Here is a 19,007-nt window from a genome sequence, read left to right as displayed (position 1 = left end):
TTAGAAATTAAGATTCAGACCGAGCGACCATGTGCGCTGCAGCGGATAAAGCTTACCGGAACCCCAGTCGCCTCCCAGCAATTCAGGATCGTACACGCCGCTGATACTGCTGACAGTAAATACGTTATCGGCCGAGAAGTAAACGCGGAGCGATTCCACACCGATTCTGTCCATCCACTTCTTAGGCAGTGTGTAACCCACCTGCAAGTTCTTCAGGCGCAGGTAAGCAGCATTCTGCAGATAGCGGGTCTGTGTCTGTTGGTTCTTGTTTGTTCCGAAGTAGGGACGCGGATAGTAAGCGTCGCGGTTGTCTTCGCTCCAATAATCCAGATGCTCTACGAATCCTGCAGACTGCCACATGCCACCCTGGGCTCCCCAGAAGTAAACATCACCCAGCCAGTAGTCACGTTTCATCACGCCTTGGAAGAAGAGCGAGAAGTCTAATCCTTTCCATGCACCGTCCAGCGTCAAACCGAACTTATAACGCGGAGTATTGTTACCGATGATGCTCAGGTCGCCATGATTAGACAGCGTCTGTGAGCCTCCGTTGACGACACCGTCGCCGTTCAGGTCTTTGTACATCACGTCACCGGCCTGCCAGCTCGTTCCCCAATTGGGGCGGTTGTTGGCTAAGTGTGCATCCATTTCTTCCTGGCTCTGTGCGATACCTACCGTGGTATATCCCCAGATTTCACCGATCATGCGGCCTACGTAATATGAATTCAGGTCGCCAGTCGGATTGTAGTACTTCGTTATCTTCTGCTGGTTGTCATCCAATACGAAACGCACACCATAATTGAAGTCAGCGATACGGTCTCTCCATGAAAGTTCAATTTCCCAACCGTAAGATTTCAAGTCGGCATTGTTCATTTTGGGCGAAGAGGCACCGAGGATACCGGGGAGAGGGGGTGCGGCTGCCACCATGTCCTTAGTCCAGCGGTTGTAGTAGCTGAACGAACCAGTGAAGCGATTGTTGAAAGCACCCCAATCGAAACCAATATCCCAGCTTTCGATGGTTTCCCAGGTAAAGAGACTGTTCACAATGCCCGGCAGACTGGCAGCATTAAGTTTCTGGCCGTTGATAAGCCACGACGTGCTGTTGACACCCGTAGGCATGGACTGATAGAAGGGATAATAGCTGTCCAGTTCATTATTTCCCAACTGTCCCCAAGAACCTCTCAGCTTCAGGGTGTTGATCCACGGAGCCAAAGGTTCGAAGAACTCTTCGCGTGCCACGTTCCATCCGGCAGAGAACGAGGGGAACAGTCCCCAACGCTTGTCGCCTATGAAACGCGAGGATCCATCGTAACGGAGATTGGCTTCCAAAATGTAGCGTTCATTCCAGTTGTAGTTAATACGTCCGAAGAAACCTGCCATAGCCAATTCATTGGCACCGTTGCTGGTCTTTTGGTTGTCTTGCGTAGTGCTCAGTTGGGGCACACTGGCTGTAATCAGATCCGTACCGAAACCACTCAGATTATTGCCACGGTAAAGCTCGGCGTTGAAACCGGCAAGCACCTTGAAGTAGTGTCCGTTGATTGTCTTCGAATAGTCCGTATAAAGGTTGGTCGAGAAATAGTCTTCTGCCTCACGCACTTCCTGTGCTTCGCTATATCCGGCAGCACCACCGTTCCACGACAGCAGATAAGGCTGGTTGTTAGCATCATAGCCATAGATAGGCAATACAGCCCATCCGTATGCCCGATGATACTGGCGCATACTTCCCTCGAGGTTGATATGCCAGTCTTTAATCGGTTCAAGCACCACCTGCAGCTGGTTAGTCACCCAGTTTTTCTGGTCGTTCTGCTTACCGCCTTCTTCCAGCTGAATGATTTCCATATCAGGTGCCCAGTGTCCGTGGGGGTCTCTGACGAAACAAGTCGGCCAGCGGCGGGCAATGTTGTGATAAAACAAAGCCGTCAGATACGTAGGACGGTCATAGTCTTCACGCGTCCATTTCGTCGTATAGTTCACGCTCAACCAATCCGTTATCTTGATATTGAACTTTCCGTTCAGCGTATAACGGTTGAACTTGTCTTCGCCGTGACGCAACAGACCGAGTTGGTTCAGGAAGTTACCGCTCAACATATAGGTCATCTTCTCCGAACCTCCGCTGATGCTCAGGTTATGCTCGTGTGCAGGGGCATTCTTACGGTAGAATTCCTGGAACCAGTCCGTATTAGCAAATGCACCGTCGTAGTTGCGGTAACGGTTGTTTTGCGGATTGATGGACGTACCGTAATATTCCGGCGTAGTAGGATCGGTGAACCCGCCCTCCAGATAAGTCTTGATATTGTTCAGCGCTTCTTCATTGAACACCGGTGCGCTACCGTCGTTGGTGGCAGCCGTGTTGAAATAGTTGGCGAAATCCCATGAGTTCATCATCTCAGGCACCTGTATGGCCGTAGAGAAACGCACGTTGCCGGTGTAGTTGACGCGAGTCTTGCCGGCTTGTCCGTTCTTGGTGGTAATCAAGATTACACCGAAGGCGGCACGCGCACCATAGATGGAGGCAGAAGAAGCATCCTTCAGCACGGACACGCTGGCAATATCGTTCGGGTTCACGGTATTCATATTACCTTCGATACCGTCGATCAATACCAGCGGACTGCCGCTCGATCCTGTACCGATAGTACCGCTACCGCGAATGCTGAAGTTCAACTCACTGTCCAGCGTACCTCCGCTGTTGCCCACGCTCATGGTCAAACCGGGAATTTGTCCCTGCAGGGCCTGTGCCACGTTCTGCACGGGACGAGACTCGAACACTTTATCGTCCACCATCGAAACGGCGCCTGTTACGTTTACCTTCTTCTGTGTACCATAACCTACTACTACCACTTCGTCCAGCAGTTCCGTATCCTCCATTAAAGTAATGTTCAGAGGCGTACCGTTCCACGTCACTTCCACCGGCTTATAACCGATGTAGGTGATGACCAGCACATCGCCACGCTTGGCGCTGGGAATACGGAATTTTCCGTCGAGGTCGGTCACCGATCCTACAGTCCGGTTGTCTTTGATGACTACGGATGCGCCGATGATGCCCATGCCCGTTTCATCCAATACTGTACCCGTGCATGCCCCTTCTTGTTGAACGGACCTTACACCATGTTCTTCATTGGTCGTCGCGTACACCGTCCCACTGAACAGGAAAGAACCTATGAGCAGTGCCGCGATGGGTCTGTAATGCTTTAGCATAATTAAAACTGTTTTAGGTAAAACTAATAGATGTCGCCGCAAAAATACAAAATCGAAAATTAACTTCAAAGAAATTCGGAAAATTTATTTAATAAATCGGCCATTATGAAGACATATCCGTTAAAAAAATGACCAATCACAGGCTGACCCGGTAACAAATTAAACAAATTCGTTGAAAAGTTAGTTAATAATTAAGGTGTCTGATCGGACACCGGACGCACAAGTAAACAGCCCGAACATATCAACCTTTATGTTTGATTGATTTACCTAAGAACACTTCCCCTATCCAACTTCATGTTTCCATACAGAAGTCCACAAAACTGAGGTTTATCCGCGTAAACCTCAACTTGAGCAACGTAAACCTCAACTTGAACAACGTAACCTGGCATTTTGTGAAACCGTGTGCAACCACCCCCAAGGAGGGGACAGCCAGCTACAAAGAAGAACTTCGCAAAATATCCTTCACGCCTTCACCAGCCACCAACGCATTGATTTCAGGAAAGTTGCTGTGAAAGATACATCCTTCACACATCTTTCACAGCCCCTTCCGAGCCCCGATGGAAAGGTATAACAAGCCGACTTCCTATATACACCGTGCCGACTTCTTATACCTTACGCAAATTCTCTTTCCTGCTATCCTCCACAGGGATGCCGTTACCAATGGAGAAAAGCGATTTTTAGAAAGGCCACAAAAAGGCTGTGAAAGATACGTGAAGACACGATCTTTCACAGCAAGCAACTGAACAGCAACCGTTTGAAGCAGGGTGAAGGTGTGAACCGAAGGTTTGCTTCCTCTCGGGTATAGGCAAGACAACGGGTACACCCCTAATATGGAAACAGATACCGGAGGGAACCTGCACTAATACATCTTTTTTAACTTGCCGACCGCCTTTTCCAACGACTCCTCCGGTTTGATGATGTTATAATTTCCCCAGAAGTTTTTATCGAAGAACAAGGTTGCGTCATCGGAAAGTATCTGGTCTTTGCCGAAGGCTTCGCGGACGGGAATGTCGGTTGCAGAAGACTTGATGTCTGTCACGACCATTTCTGACACGACTGCATACGAAGTGGCAAACAACTTACGCCGCCAATCGCACTTAAAGCGGATCTCATTGCGTACGTAATTAAGGTAAGTCTTACCGCCGTGGTCGGCATAATCCACGATATAAGCTACTTCCATCGGTTTGAAGCGCAAACCGATGGGTTTGCGGCGGAGGATGGCCTGTGTCGCCTTATGGCGGTCGTCCACATCCAGGTTGAACTCGGCACGGGTGAAAGAAAGGCGTTCTCTGTCGATGTAGAACCTCCCATAGTAAAGGGCATAGGGCAGTTGACGGTTGGGGCGGAAGCTGACTACGTATTGGGGTCGTTCGTCGATGGCAGCAGGTTCTTCCAGATGAAAATCATACAACGGAAGCATTTCCGGGCTGAGCAGCAGGTCGGGATTCTTCACCACGTCCAGATAAATGGAAGCGGTAGGACCGCCTAAGAGTTTTACGGCCAGCGTGTCGCTCAGTTTCGGGCTGAGCAGACGACGACCTTTGAGGATGCGCACACGGTCCCTGCCGGCATCCTGCGTGTAAGGGGTCTCGCTTACGGAAGAGTCACTTTCGGTGCGGAAAGTGCTGATGGCATCGACCATACATGCGGAGCAAGATAATCCTGCACGGAAGACGAACCCATTTCACAGAATCTCATACCTATTTTACTGAAAGATAGAACACAGCATGCCTTCTTTCAAAAGATTTCCGTACATTTGAGCAATCCAACTAAAAAACAAAGCAACTATGAGCGAAATACTGGACTTGAAAACGATACACGATTACAACGACTTCTTGGGGCTGGAAACGCTGAACCCCTTGGTGAGCTTCGTTGATTTCTCGAAGGTGGCAGTGCTGAAGCACCGCTGCAAATGCTTTGGCTTCTATGCCATCTTTTTAAAAGAGAAGATACACGGGCCTATCACCTACGGCCGCAGCAAATACGACTATCAGGAAGGTACACTGGTATTCATCGCTCCCGGACAAGTAGGAGGCATCAATGATGACGGCGAAACACTGCATCCGCAAGGCTATGCCCTGCTGTTCCATCCCGACCTGATCCGGGGTACCTCCCTTGCCCGTAACATGAAGACTTACACATTCTTCTCTTACGAAGCAAACGAAGCCCTTCACATGTCTGAACGTGAAAGGCAAACCGTCTTCAACTGCTTCGGTGAAATAGAGGAAGAACTCCGCCACACGATTGACAAACACAGCCGTAGCATCATCGTTTCCAACATCGAAGTGTTGCTCAACCATTGCCTCCGCTTCTACGACCGCCAGTTTGCTACCCGGGAGGCTATCAATTCGGATGTGCTCACCCGCTTTGAGAGTTTATTGAACAGCTACTTTGACTCTCCCAAACCGGAAGAACTCGGACTGCCATCCGTGGCCTGGTGTGCCGACCAGCTTCACCTTTCTGCCAACTATTTCGGCGACCTTGTGAAAAAACAGACAGGCAAATCTGCCATAGAATACATCCACTTTGCCATCATCAACAGAGTAAAAGACCGCCTGCTGGAAACCAACAAGACCGTCAGCGAAATCGCCTACGAAGTGGGATTCCAATATCCGCACCACTTGAGCCGACTGTTCAAGAAGGTGGCAGGGTGTACGCCAAACGAATATCGGATGCAGATAAGGTAACGGAAAAGAAGGCCGTACCACAAAAAGTTCAGGGCATAACGAAGACTTTTGCGCCAAATCCAGAAATATTTCAGTATTTATTTCTACTTTTGTATTCATAAGACTTGCAAGACACTGGATATGCAAACGATTTTGAATGACATAGAATTGGATGTGGCCGAACTGAAATACCTGCTTCAGGCATTAACAACAACCGCCGACCCTAAACTGGCCAAGGTGGCGGGACGCAACATCAGCCACCTGAAAGAACGGTTGGACGAACTGCAGCGGTTCTTGGAGGCATCTGCTTCCTCTTCTCAAGCCACAACGGGAGAACCGGCTCACACGGAAGAAAAGGCAGAGACTTTTGTTCGGGAAGAAGTTCCCTCCTCCACGGCAAAGGAAGAGCCTTCTGCCCCACTCCCCACCGAACCGGAAGAAGAAACTCCCCAACCGGAAGTTTCTTTATCTCCTGCCACGCAGGAAGCCGAAAGTGGACCTATTCTGGCAGAACGCATCCGCCCGACCGGCGACCTGCGCCATTCACTCAGTCTGAACGACACGTTCCGTTTTGCACGCGCATTGTGCGACGGAGACGTTGCCCGGCTACACGACTTGCTCACCCGGCTGGACGGGACTCACACGGCAGACGAAGCCGTTTCCCTGCTCCATAACGAGGTACCCGCCCAGGAAGGCAATCCCTCTCTTGCCGAATTCGAAGAACTGCTGAAGAAACATTTCGACCGATGAAAGACCAAGGAATACTATATATCGTACCCACCCCGGTAGGCAATCTGGAAGACATGACGTTCCGTGCCATCCGCATACTGAAGGAAGCAGACCTCATCCTGGCCGAAGACACGCGCACGTCGGGCATTCTGCTGAAACACTTCGAGATAAAGAATGCCATGCAGTCTCACCACAAATTCAATGAACATAAAACGGTGGAAAATGTTATAAGTAAAATAAAGGCTGGAGAAACCGTCGCACTCATCTCGGATGCAGGAACGCCGGGCATATCAGACCCCGGATTCCTGCTGGTACGCGAATGTGCACGCCAGGGCATCGAGGTGCAATGCCTGCCGGGAGCTACTGCCTTTGTGCCGGCCATAGTGGCTTCAGGACTACCGGACGACCGTTTCTGCTTCGAAGGTTTCCTGCCGCAGAAAAAAGGACGCATGACACGCCTGCAGACTCTGGCCAGCGAAAAGCGGACCATGATTTTCTATGAATCGCCCTACCGTCTGGTGAAAACCCTGACGCAACTGGCTGAGTATATGGGAACGGAAAGACAGGCTTCCGTCTCGCGCGAAATATCGAAAGTGCACGAAGAAACCGTGCGCGGTACCCTCGCCGAACTGACAGCACACTTTACCGCCAACGAACCGAGGGGCGAAATAGTAATTGTAGTAGCCGGAATAGACGAATAATATAACTTTATTAACCAAGTGTAAAAAACAAAGCGTATGAAAAAGCTCGTATTATCAATGATGGCGTGCGCAGCCCTGCTGGCTTCGTGCGACGGCCTGGGAGGCGGGAAGAGCCGCCTTCAGGCAGAAAGAGACTCTCTGCAAGCCGTCCTCAACCAACGTGATGCAGAACTGGACGAAATGATGGGAACATTCAACGACATCTCCGAAGGCTTCCGCCAAATCAATGCAGCAGAAAACCGTGTGGACCTGCAACGGGGAGCCGTGGCCGAAGGCTCGCTGAACGCCAAAGAACAGATAGCCTCCGACATTGAGTTCATCCGCAAACAGATGGAAGAGAACCGACAGCAGATTGCCAAACTGCAGGCACAGCTGAAATCCAGCCACAACAATTCCGCCCAACTGAAAAGAGCCATCGAATCGCTCACGCAGGAATTGGTGGAAAAGACACAACGCATCGAAGAACTGCAAGCTGAATTGGCTTCGAAAAACATACGCATCCAGGAACTGGATGCAGCAGTAAGCGGACTTACGGCTGAAAAAGAAGCTCTTACCGCCGAAAACGAAGCCAAAGCGCAAACAGTGGCCAACCAAGACAAGGCGCTCAACGCTGCCTGGTTTGTATTCGGCACCAAGAAGGAACTGAAAGACCAGCATATTCTGAGCAACACGGGACTCTTCAAGAAAGGAGAAGTGATGCAGGATGCCAACATCAACAAGGACTATTTCACGCAAATAGACATCCGTACCACGAAAGAAATCAAACTCTACTCCAAGTCTGCCGACCTGCTCACCACGCACCCGGCCGGTTCGTTTACACTGGAAGAAGACGACAAGGGTTTGCTGACACTGAAGATTAACGATCCCACCAACTTCTGGAGCGTATCCAGATACCTGGTCATTCAAGTGAAATAAGAGGTGGCCAGCCGCTACAGAAACTTGTTTTTCGACCTGGACGACACGTTGTGGGCTTTCTCGGAAAATGCGCGCGACACTTTCGAGGCTATGTATGAAAAACATCGCTATGGGCGTTATTTCGACTCATTCGAGCATTTCTACACCCTCTATACGCAACGCAACCTGCAACTGTGGGAAGAATATGGCCGGGGACTCATCACGAAAGACGAACTGAACCGCCAACGCTTCTTCTACCCCCTGCAACAGGTGGGGGTAGAAGATGCAGGGCTGGCCCAAGACTTCTCCCGTGACTTTTTTGCCGTGATACCCACGTGCAGGAAACTGATGCCCCACGCCCGCGAAACGTTGGAATACCTGCACAGCCGCTACCGGCTGTATATCCTCTCCAACGGCTTCCGCGAATTGCAATACCGCAAAATGTGTTCGGCAGGCATAGAAAACTATTTCCGCAAAGTTGTCTTGTCCGACGACATCGGCATCCTGAAACCACACATAGAGATATTCCACTTTGCCATGTCGGCCACCCAATCCGAACTGCAGGAATCGCTCATGATAGGAGATAACTGGGAGAATGACATTGTAGGTGCCCGTAATGCCGGTATGCATCAGGTGTACTATCATCCGACTGCTGACACTTCTCTCCCCTTCCACCCTACCTACCACATCAGCGACTTGCAGGAACTGACTACATTCTTATAGATTTTCAAAACACCTTATGGACACCTTATCTTTTGCCCTTCTCTGTCTGACGTCATTCTTTACCCTGACTAATCCGCTGGGCACCATGCCTGTTTTCCTGACCATGACTCAAGGCATGACCGAGAAAGAACGTCGTTTTATCGTGACCCGTGCCACGCTGACAGCTTTCATCATTATCATGGTCTTTACCTTTGCCGGACAATTCCTCTTCAAATTCTTCGGCATCTCCACCGACGGTTTCCGTATCGCAGGCGGTTTCATCATCTTCAAGATAGGCTACGACATGCTGCAAGCACGCTACACCCCTATGAAGCTAAAAGACGAAGAAATCAAGACTTATGCCAATGACATATCCATCACTCCGCTGGGCATCCCCATGCTGTGTGGTCCGGGTGCCATCGCCAACTCCATCGTACTGATGCAGGACGCACAGAGCATGGAATTGAAAAGCATCCTGATAGGCTCCATCGCCTTCATCTACCTGCTCACCTACTTCATCCTGCGTGCTTCAACCCGCCTGGTCAATGTGCTGGGCGAAACTGGCAACAATGTCATGATGCGCCTGATGGGACTCATTCTAATGGTTATCGGAGTAGAGTGCTTCGTGGGAGGGGTGAAACCCATCTTGCTGGATGTACTTGCCGAAAGTTATCAGGGTCTTCCCTCCTGATAAGTAAATGTGAAAAATTAAATGATACTAAACACAGAGGCACAGAGACACAGAGTTTTTTGTTTTCTTGCCCCATAGTTCACAGAGTTAATTCCCCTTCTCTCGTATGCGGCGAAGCCGCGAACTCTGTGTCCTCCCGTCATTTTTCCGACAGACAGTTACAGAACTCTTTGTGTCTCTATGTCTCTGTGTTTAATATAAACTTCTGATTGATTACTTAAATTGCAGCAAAGCAATGATCGGTTCGGTATAAAAAAGCGGGTTACGCTTCAGTATGGAATGCTAAATCTTCCACATAAGCGTAACCCGCGTATAGATTTGTAACAATTTGTTTGGCGCTACCTTATTGCACCTTTGTCATTGTTGTTTCACTTGAGAACCATGTATATCCTCCGAATGCACCTGCCGATGTGTATAAACCACCTGTAATACCAGCATCCAGCGTAATGGTATCAAATGTTTCATTCCACATGGCCGGTATATTGTCAGTATACCAATAACCGCCATTTACATAACCAAATTGGATATTGAATACACCGATTTCGCCGAAATCAATATCACGAGCTACTACACTTCCGCAGACAACCTGCAATCCAGATGGAGAATAATCCATGTCCCAATCAACAGGTACTCCATCATATTCCATGGTGCAATCGAATCCGGAACGATCCTCACGACCAGTAATAGTTACAGGAACATCATTTTCACCGATAGGTAATATCCAATTACCAGTCAGATTATTATAGGGGTCTACCATTTCCTGAATATTCACCACACATGAAGAAGTGGAAACCGTAGCACCTTCTGCAGCAATGATTTCAACCGTAAAAGAACGGTTATAGTCATCCTCAGGCGTATTGACATTTGTCCTCAATTCAACATTTACCTCATTCACATCAGCAGGAAACAGGAGATTACCTGATGTCATGATAACCGTCTCATCGTTGACAACCGATGTCCCGGTAAGATTCGTAACGGCTACCTGCACTTTGATAAGCCCGTTATGCTCTCCTTCTACGACAATAGGAAGTGTCAGTGAAGAAGCATTTTCAGCTAACGTTATCTGAGACGATGTAAAGCCCACTGTTGCACTGCCTCCATTGATGTCATCATCGTCGCTACAAGCCGCAAACGACAACGGCAACAGGCATAATGCTAATAATTTAAGATATTTCATAATTCGAATGTAATTTTAAAATGATTAATAATCCGGGTTCTGTTGTCCTTCCAATTGCGGATTGGTATCCATTTCTGCCTGCGGGATGGGCCAAGTGAAACGGTAATCGCCTGCCGGGATAGACAGACCACTTCCCGTAATCAGGCCGGGACCAAAGGTCAGATCATCGTTCTGTGAATCATTGCCGCGGTCCATGCCCATGCCCCAGCGCTTCAGGTCGTAGAAGCGGAAGCCTTCGCCAATCAATTCCTTGTGACGCTCCGTACGGATAGCCGTGCGCAACGTTTCTGCATTGCCGAAAGACTCATTCGAATAACCGGTAATACGATGACTGCGCAGTTCATTCAAATAGTTGGTAGCATTAGACAAATCGCCCGATTCCAAATAAGCCTCAGCTGCTATCAGATACTGCTCGGCGATGCGGAACGGCTTAGACATGTTCACATAGTAGTTATCCGAGTTCGTGCCCATAGTGGGGTTGCCGGGATACTTGTCGAACAACCAGATTGTGCCCGATGCTCCCGTGCTGGCCGTGTATGTGAACTGGGTGAAGAACGAAGTGAAACGGATGTCATTTGCCTGGTCATACATGTCAATGACAGGCTGTTTGGGGAAGAATGACGGCGTTTGCGTCTCAGGAGCATTGGGAATGCGCTGCCCATGGAAATATAAACCATTGGCCGTACCCAATTCGTTAGGATTGCTCATGTAGATCTGCCAGATAGTTTCTTCGCCATTATCAAGCTCCCAAATGCCACGGTATGTTTCGGCATCTCCGGTAAGCGGATAGGTACCACTATTGATAAGCGAAGTGGAAGCATTGATAGCCGTTGTATAATCATTCATTTGAAGAGCCACACGAGCCTGCAAAGCAGTAATGGCATCCGGAGTAATATAATACAACCGGTCTTCGCGGCCATCGGCAAAAGCATAGAAGTTCTGATAGAGACGGGCAGCCTCGTTCAGGTCGCTGACAATCTGTGCATACGTAGCCTGGAGGCTGGAACGGCCCGGATACAAGCTATTGTCCGATGTCGGTGCGTATGTCAGCTGCAGGGGCACACCCAGTTCATTGGCAGCCGTAGAGGCATCGTAGGGATGGCAGAAGTTAACCGCCAACTGATAATAGCTGAACGCGCGGGTAAAATAGGCTTCTGCAGCATACGTGTTGATTTCCTGCAGGGCAGCATCGTCAAAGCCGGTCAGTTCACCGCTGGTCACGCGGGCATAGCTGTCCAAGTAGTAGTTGCAGCGGGCAATGGTGCTGTAGTAAGCGCTCCACATGGTTTCGATGTCTCCGTTACCGGTCTGGATGTCCCAGCGGTAGAAGCTACCGAAGTAGTTTCCGTAGTCGATAGTTGCATAGAAATCATCGGCCTGCATCTCGGAGTTCAAGATGTAACCGCCTGTAGTCAACGCGCGGTAGTTGGAATACAAGCCGTAGCGTGCAGCTTTAAAGTCATCCAGCTGTGTCATATACAGGCTTTCCTCTATGGAGTTATAAGGATACTTCTCCATATCGCAGGACGCGAGTCCTGCGGCGGCCAGCAGAGTTGTGAAAAGTATATGTATTTTCTTCATATTAAAATCTTTATTGAGGTTGATAATTAGAAATTCAGTTCCAGACCGAAAGAGAATTGCTTCGTATTGGGGTAGTTACCCAATTGGATATTGCTGTTGATTTCCGGGTCATATCCCTGATACTTGGTTACAGTCCACAGGTTACGTCCAACGAAGAAGATACGGCAACCTTCCATGAAACCGGTCTTCTGCATCCAGCGTTTCGGCAAATCATAGCTGATAGTCAGGTTCTTCAGACGCATGAACGAAGCATTCTCCAGCAAGTGTGTATCAAACTGCATAGCCGATTCCGGTGTGGAGATTTCGGTTACATCACCCGGTTTCTGCCACATGGACAGCATCTTCACACTCTGGTTATTGGCAGTTGCGAAAGTTGCGTTTTCAGTGAACCAGCGTTCATTGTTCAGCATGTACTGACCCAGCATGAAAGAGAAGTCTGCACTTACCGTAATGCCTTTCCAGCTGATTTCCGAACCAAATCCACCGGACCAGGGTGCATAACGCTGCTTGCCGGTAAACACGGCATCATCATCAGAATATGTCTTGGTCAGATTGCCGTTCTTGTCATACCACATGTTGTAACCGTCGCGGGGGTCAACACCAGCCCAACGAGTATAGTAGAACTCACCGTAAGGTTTGCCCACCTGCAGTTTCAGACCTGTATTAGAGAGTACATATTCATCCAAACCGTTAAACAATTCCGTAATTTCGTTCTTGTTGTAGTTGATGTTGGCACGTACATTCCAGTTAATCCCATGGAAATTCTTGAATATATCCACATTTGCCGTAATATCCATACCGCGGTTGCGCATGCTGCCCACATTACCCCAACCGGAGCCGTAGCCCGTGGTATAAGAATAAGGAATGCTCATCAACATGTTATCCGTTACACGGTTGTAGAATTCCACTTCAATATTCAAACGGTCAAAGAGCCGTGCATTTACACCTACATTGGTAGATTTCACAGTTTCCCATGTCAAATCAGGGTTGGCAGGATTAGACACAGCGGTTCCCACACCTTCGTAATAACGATTGCCGGTACCAATCAGACCGTAAGCCAGGTAAGCATCGATACCTGCAGAGTTACCTACCGAACCATAGCTGACCTTCAACTGCAAATCATTCAGCCAGTCTACGTCCGTCAGGAAGTTTTCTTTCTTCAGATCCCACATGGCACCTACCGACCAGAAGTTACCCCACTGGTTGTTCAGACCAAACAGCGAAGAACCATCGCGACGGAAAGAAGCATCAAAGAAATACTTATCAGCATAATCATAGCTGAATGTAGCAAAATAAGAATTATACACTGTTTCAGAGATGCCGTGTGACGGAACGCTCAGACCATCGCTGGGGGCTGCACTCATCAACATCAGGCGCTCGTCTTCCAGATGGCTTACGCTGACGCCAAAGCTCTGATTCTTGTTGATAATAGATTCCTGTCCTAACAGAACGGTAAAATCATGATCATCCCACGCCGTAAACTTATATTCGGCCGTATTGGTATAAGTGAACTGATAGTAACGCTGGAAGCTCTCACGAGCAGTACCGTCATTAACAAAAGGATTATCACCGTCATCCGTAGGATAAGCCTTACCGCTGACACGGTAGTCGTATGCTTCTACAGCTTGTGCAGCACGGATATTCAGTCCGCGAATCGGATTGATATTGATGAACGTACTACCGTTGATGCGCACCATATCATTCGAGCTGGGCTGCAACTCAGACAGATAATAAGGATTGTAGTAGCCCAATGTTTCAAAATAGTTCAAACGGTCGCCATAACCGATGAAGTTACCGTTGTCGTCTGTCAGGATCTCATAATATTCCTGGTCCGGACGATAGGTACGGGAAGCAAACACCTTATTATATACGCTGTTCGCTGAACCACCGAAAGCGGTCGTAGAATACTTCTGGTAAGAGAAGCCTAAGTTGGCACCGATCTTTAACCATTTAGTAATATTGGCATCAAGATTGGCACGCAGGGTTTCACGGCGCAGGTTGGAGTCGTCCATGATACCGTCTGCATCATAGTGTCCGAAAGACAGATAATAGTTTAAGCTCTCAGAACCTCCGTTCACGCTTACGTCATACTGCTGTACCGGTGCCGTATCACCAAAGAACACATCGCGCCAGTTGGTTGATATGCCATTATCAATATAGAAAGCCTTGCGCTGCTGGAAAGATGCATCATTAGCCAAAGCGGGGTTGAGAACTTCCTGGAAGTTCAGCCACTGCTCTGCATTCATCATAGTCATTTTGTCACCCGTCATTTTAGACAAGCCATACATAGCTGTAGCAGTAACCCGGGCTTTCTGTCCACGCTGGCCTTTCTTGGTTGTAACAATCACAACACCATTGGCAGCACGCGCACCATAGATAGCCGTAGCGGAAGCATCCTTCAGCACAGTCGTACTCTCAATATCATTAGGGTTCAGGGCCGTAAATACGCCTGAAGACACCGGAGAACCGTCGAGGATAAACAACGGAGCCTGGCTACCATTGATAGAGCTGACACCACGCAAGCGCATGCTTACCGATTCACTCGGTTCACCGGATGCCGTAAATACCTGCAAACCGGCTACCTGTCCCTGCAAAGCATCACCGGCATTGGCTATCGGCTTGTTCTCCAGCTTCGTTCCGCTCACTGCTGTAACAGATCCAACCACAGAACCCACTTTTCGAGCTGTACCATAACCTACTACAACCACCTCGTCCAACATCTCGTTGTCGCTCTTCAGATGAACAACCATATTAGGCTGTATTTCAACCTCTTGAGCGATCATACCCACATACGAGATTACCAGAGTTCCCGCGGAACTTGGTACATTCGTCAAAGTGAACTTACCATCCACGTCGGTAATTGTACCTTGATTGGTACCTTGTACCTTCACTGACGCTCCAATAACCGGCTGCCCGTCTTCTTCAGAAATCACAACACCTGTGACCCTCTGATTCTGGGCAGTTACCAAGCCTATCCCTACAAAAAGACAGGCCAATAACAGCATTAATTTTCTTTTCATAAATTCTCTCTTAAAGTTAAACTTTACATTAATTGTCTCTTTACTCTAACAAACTGCAAATATATTAATAAATATGAAACAAACAATTATTTATTTGAAAAAACCTTGCTTTTCTGCCAATTTGTTAAACAGAAGCCCGATTTTATGTCGAAAAACACTTTTTCTCACTTAAAAAGACCTAAATACAGCCTCTTTACCTGTCTATATGTTTGCTTGGAGAATGGGGATTCGTTTAATGATTACACTTTTTTTAATACAAAATGGTTAAAATACCGTTTCCCTGGGGGCTTATTTAGCTGTATTCATAGCACCAAACCTTGTTTTTTATCCCAATCATGCATCAAATCTGTTTCTACTCACCGTCTTTATAGATGCTGAAAAGAGCTATTCAGGAGCATTGGACGTATCAGTCCGCCTATAAATCGACGTAGAATGCTTAATTTAAAATAAAATGAGTAAAATTGTTTACAAATTAATTTTTGACCGGAAGAAGTGCCTTAACAGGTATGGTATGGGATTGGTACAAATAGAAGCCTGCCAGGGAAAGCAGAAAAAGTATTTCTCTACACATGTGTATCTGCTGCCCCATCAGTGGGACATCCGCAAGCAGTTGGTAAGAAACCATCCGAATGCAGAAGCTTTAAACCATTTGATCCACCAGCATATAGCAGATGTTGAGCGGAAAGAATTACAGCTGTGGAAACGCGGAAAGCCGGTTTCTTTGGAAATGCTGAAAGCGGAATTGGAGGGGGTAACGCAAGAAGAGTCGTTCATTGATTTTTTTGCTCGGGAAGTAAAAGACAGTGATGTAAAAGAAAGTACCCGAAACAATCAACTGTCGACATGGCAACTGCTGCGAGGCTTCCGGCCATCGGTGCTTTTTTCAGACCTGACATTCGACTTTGTAGCCGACTTTGAACTTTATCTGCGCCGCCGGGGGTATCATACCAATACGATAGCCAAACACATCAAGCACCTGCGGCGGCAGGTTAACGCTGCTGTGAACAAAGGGTTTCTGGAAGAGCAGCATAACCCTTTCCGCAATTACCGAATCAAAATGATTCCGGGACGCCACACCCATCTGACCCCCGAAGAACTGACAAAGTTAGAATTGTTCCGCCCTTTGGAAACACACCGGAACCTGTATCACGTACTGGATGCTTTTCTGTTTTGCTGTTATGCCGGATTGCGTTATTCGGATTTCACCAGTTTATCACCTGCCAATATTGTGGACATCGGACAAGAGCGTTGGCTGATATATCATTCAGTCAAAACCGGCACAGAGGTCCGATTGCCCCTATTCGTGCTTTTCGGTGGCAAGGCATTGGGCATCTTGGAAAAATATCAGAACCGCCTGGAGGATTTCTTCCGGCTGGGTGACAACTCAAATACAAACAAACGCCTGCGCCTTATCGGACAAATGGCGGGTGTGGATACTCCTATTTCTTTCCACACCGCACGACATACCAACGCCACCTTACTTATATATAATGGTGTCAATATCACAACTGTCCAAAAACTGTTGGGACATAAGAGTGTACGCACTACGCAAATTTATGCCAATGTGATGGACCAGACCTTGGTGCATGACCTGAAGAGCCACAGCCTGTAAAACCACCGATGGCGCGCTGTCTATGGAGCGGTACTCTCCGGGCATGGAAAAAGTATCGCCTCATCGCCCACCTTGGTGGAGCAACCTTTAATCAGCGGGCTAACTGTGACTTTGAGCGAGCCAACTGTGACTTTGGGAACTGTAACTCTGACTTTGAGCGAACTAACTGTGACTTTGGGAACATCCACTATGTCATTGGTCGGAAAGAGGAACTCAGCGGACCGTTTTTCTAATTAGATATGTGGAGGTAAGGAAGTAGCTGTTGCTTTCACAACAATTTGTTTAAGTAATCAACCAGAATTAGTTTATATCCAACACAGAGACACAGAGACACAAAGTTCTGTAACTGTCTGTCGGAAAAAATGACGGGAGGGCACAGAGTCCGCGGCTTCGCCACATACGAGAGAAGGAAGATTAACTCTGTGAGCTATGGACAAGAAAACAAAAACTCTGTGTCTCCGTGCCTCTGTGTTTAGTATCATTCAATTTTGTACATTTACTTATTTACAGCCGCATAGGAAAGAAAGACTGTGAAGGCAACCGAAGGGGACCAACCTGCTTTCTACTCCATAAAAAAAAGATGCTTCCATCTGCCTTCACGGTTTCACGCACAGATAACCCGTTGTGATTTAGAAGGTTGCTGTGAAAGATAAAGCCCTCACGCATCTTTCACAGCTTTCACTTCACACCTCAATGTCTATTCTTCTGCCTCCTCAGCTATAAGAAACCAGCTTTTAAGGTATAAGACATCCGCTTTCAAGGTATAAGCAAAAAGCGGTGAAAATCTGCCTTATCGCAGGGAAAAGGCAGGAATAGACAAGGAAACCACAAGAAAGGCGTGTGAAAGATGCGTGAAGGCTTTATCTTTCACAGCATCTCACTCATCCACAAATACTTATCGGCGGTGAAAGCGTGAAGGCGGTTTGTATAAAACATGTACGCGCCAGTTTACTATCGAGACTGAACTCACATTCTAAACCAACTATACATTGCGCGGGTTAGAATTGTGCATATCGCCATACTTTTGCTTGCGTTGACAATCCCTGTTCCATTCAAAAGAAGCGCGCTGCTCATTGAATAGCTCCCACGCTCTATAATTATACAAGGCAAAACACAGCATAGAGCGGCACTGATTTGATGCGATTTTCAAACCCGAAGTTTTTCTTTGATATGCGCAGGGCGTAGTCTGCATGATATTTTTCGGCAAAAACGCCCAGACTCTTCGAACGGTTTCTCCTGCCTTTCTTTACTTCTACGGGGATAACCTGTCCGTTACATTGAAGGACAAAATCTACTTCTGCTTTCCCATCACTTTGCCAGTAATAACATTTCTGACCGTTGGAGGTCAAGGCCTGTGCCACATAGTTCTCGGTCATGGCACCCAAATAAGTATTGTCCTGTTCGATAGGGGACAAAATGGTTTGCAGAGGCATGCCCGAACGAAGTGTCAGCAAACCGATATCAGCCATGTAAAGCTTGAAATCGGACAAATCTACATACGCATGAATAGGGATGAAACCGTGTTCCAGTCTTTGGCATTTCAAGGCAATCCCGGCAAATACCAACCATTCAATAGCTTCCCCAAAGATGGTGGCTGTACCGCCTCGCTGTACAACTTTGTACTGAAATTTGGTGTTTTCCTTGGCCAGCTGGGTAGGGATGGAGTTGTAACATGCCCTGATGCGGACACTGGTTGTCGGGTCGGCATATTTGGCCATATCGGCGATATACTGGTTAAGAATATTGTTCTGCACTTGCTGAACCTGGAGGAAACTGTTTGTCCGGAGATATTCTATGATAGCAGCAGGCATCCCCCCTACGATAAAGTAATTCTGATATTGTTCCAATGCCAGCTCATGCCAAGCTTCCGGCATGGTCTCATCGGTCTGATAATGAGCGCGTATTTCTGTGGCCAAAGCATCTTTCCCCATTGCCCAAAGATACTCTTCAAAATCCAGTGGATAAAGGGTTAATTCTTCTACTTTACCTACGGGATAAGAGTACTTTTGACGATTCACAGCAACTCCCAACAAAGAACC

General features: G+C 47.9%; 13 protein-coding genes and 1 pseudogene. 8 read left to right on the top strand and 6 right to left on the bottom strand.

The features are described from left to right. Positions 1-3,195 (bottom strand): TonB-dependent receptor, encoded by a 3,195-nt coding sequence (locus B5F34_RS11340; protein ID WP_087338964.1) that lies wholly within the window; start codon positions 3,193-3,195, stop codon positions 1-3. A gap of 254 nt (positions 3,196-3,449) precedes the next feature. On the opposite strand from B5F34_RS11340, the gene B5F34_RS11335 reads away from it, so the two are divergent. Next, the gene (locus B5F34_RS11335; RefSeq protein WP_087338961.1) at positions 3,450-3,707 is read left to right on the top strand and encodes a hypothetical protein; all 258 of its coding nucleotides are present in this window, start codon (positions 3,450-3,452) and stop codon (positions 3,705-3,707) included. 347 nt (positions 3,708-4,054) lie between these two features. Here B5F34_RS11335 and B5F34_RS11330 read toward each other — a convergent pair. Beyond that, a pseudogene (locus tag B5F34_RS11330) lies at positions 4,055-4,792 on the bottom strand (carboxypeptidase-like regulatory domain-containing protein); the annotation flags it as partial. Between the two features lie 190 nt (positions 4,793-4,982). Between B5F34_RS11330 and B5F34_RS11325 the strand changes: the two are divergent. The 6 genes from B5F34_RS11325 to B5F34_RS11300 all read left to right on the top strand — a co-directional run bounded on the left by B5F34_RS11325 (position 4,983) and on the right by B5F34_RS11300 (position 9,578). Continuing rightward, on the top strand, positions 4,983-5,882 hold the full coding sequence (locus tag B5F34_RS11325) for a helix-turn-helix domain-containing protein (protein WP_087338953.1): 900 nt from the start codon (positions 4,983-4,985) through the stop codon (positions 5,880-5,882). 132 nt (positions 5,883-6,014) lie between these two features. Next, a complete protein-coding gene (locus B5F34_RS11320; protein ID WP_162609327.1) occupies positions 6,015-6,611 on the top strand; it encodes a hypothetical protein in 597 nt (198 codons plus the stop codon). Then, on the top strand, positions 6,608-7,291 hold the full coding sequence (rsmI, locus tag B5F34_RS11315; protein WP_087338947.1) for a 16S rRNA (cytidine(1402)-2'-O)-methyltransferase: 684 nt from the start codon (positions 6,608-6,610) through the stop codon (positions 7,289-7,291). Before B5F34_RS11320 ends, rsmI begins: the two co-directional genes overlap by 4 nt. A 36-nt stretch (positions 7,292-7,327) precedes the next feature. Continuing rightward, positions 7,328-8,206 carry a hypothetical protein gene (locus B5F34_RS11310; RefSeq protein WP_087338943.1) on the top strand — a complete coding sequence of 293 codons (879 nt, stop codon included), beginning with the start codon at positions 7,328-7,330 and terminating at the stop codon, positions 8,204-8,206. A gap of 3 nt (positions 8,207-8,209) precedes the next feature. Then, entirely contained in the window at positions 8,210-8,908 is a 699-nt protein-coding gene (locus B5F34_RS11305; RefSeq protein ID WP_087338941.1) for a YjjG family noncanonical pyrimidine nucleotidase, read from the top strand. Positions 8,909-8,924: 16 nt separating this feature from the next. After that, on the top strand, positions 8,925-9,578 hold the full coding sequence (locus B5F34_RS11300; RefSeq protein ID WP_087338938.1) for a MarC family protein: 654 nt from the start codon (positions 8,925-8,927) through the stop codon (positions 9,576-9,578). Between the two features lie 343 nt (positions 9,579-9,921). Here B5F34_RS11300 and B5F34_RS11295 read toward each other — a convergent pair whose 3' ends face one another. From B5F34_RS11295 to B5F34_RS11285, 3 genes are read right to left on the bottom strand one after another with little or no spacing between them, the layout of a single operon-like run. Then, positions 9,922-10,755, bottom strand: a complete 834-nt coding sequence (locus B5F34_RS11295) for a hypothetical protein (RefSeq protein ID WP_087338935.1) — start codon at positions 10,753-10,755, stop codon at positions 9,922-9,924. 24 nt (positions 10,756-10,779) lie between these two features. Then, positions 10,780-12,336, bottom strand: coding sequence for a RagB/SusD family nutrient uptake outer membrane protein (locus tag B5F34_RS11290; protein WP_087338932.1), 1,557 nt, complete (start codon positions 12,334-12,336; stop codon positions 10,780-10,782). A 26-nt stretch (positions 12,337-12,362) separates the two neighbouring features. After that, complete coding sequence (locus B5F34_RS11285) at positions 12,363-15,356, bottom strand: TonB-dependent receptor (protein WP_087338929.1); 2,994 nt, start codon at positions 15,354-15,356, stop codon at positions 12,363-12,365. Positions 15,357-15,807: 451 nt separating this feature from the next. Here B5F34_RS11285 and B5F34_RS11280 point away from each other — a divergent pair, with 451 nt between their 5' ends. Next, a complete protein-coding gene (locus B5F34_RS11280) occupies positions 15,808-16,968 on the top strand; it encodes a site-specific integrase (RefSeq protein ID WP_087338926.1) in 1,161 nt (386 codons plus the stop codon). Between the two features lie 1,097 nt (positions 16,969-18,065). On the opposite strand, the gene B5F34_RS11275 is transcribed toward B5F34_RS11280, so the two are convergent. Then, positions 18,066-19,007, bottom strand: a 942-nt coding sequence (locus tag B5F34_RS11275) for a DUF4143 domain-containing protein (protein WP_140392999.1), incomplete at its 5' end; no start/stop codon positions are given.

This window comes from Mediterranea sp. An20, from assembly GCF_002160055.1.
Lineage (GTDB): Bacteria > Bacteroidota > Bacteroidia > Bacteroidales > Bacteroidaceae > Bacteroides > Bacteroides avicola.
This window is presented reverse-complemented; position numbering and strand designations above follow the sequence as displayed.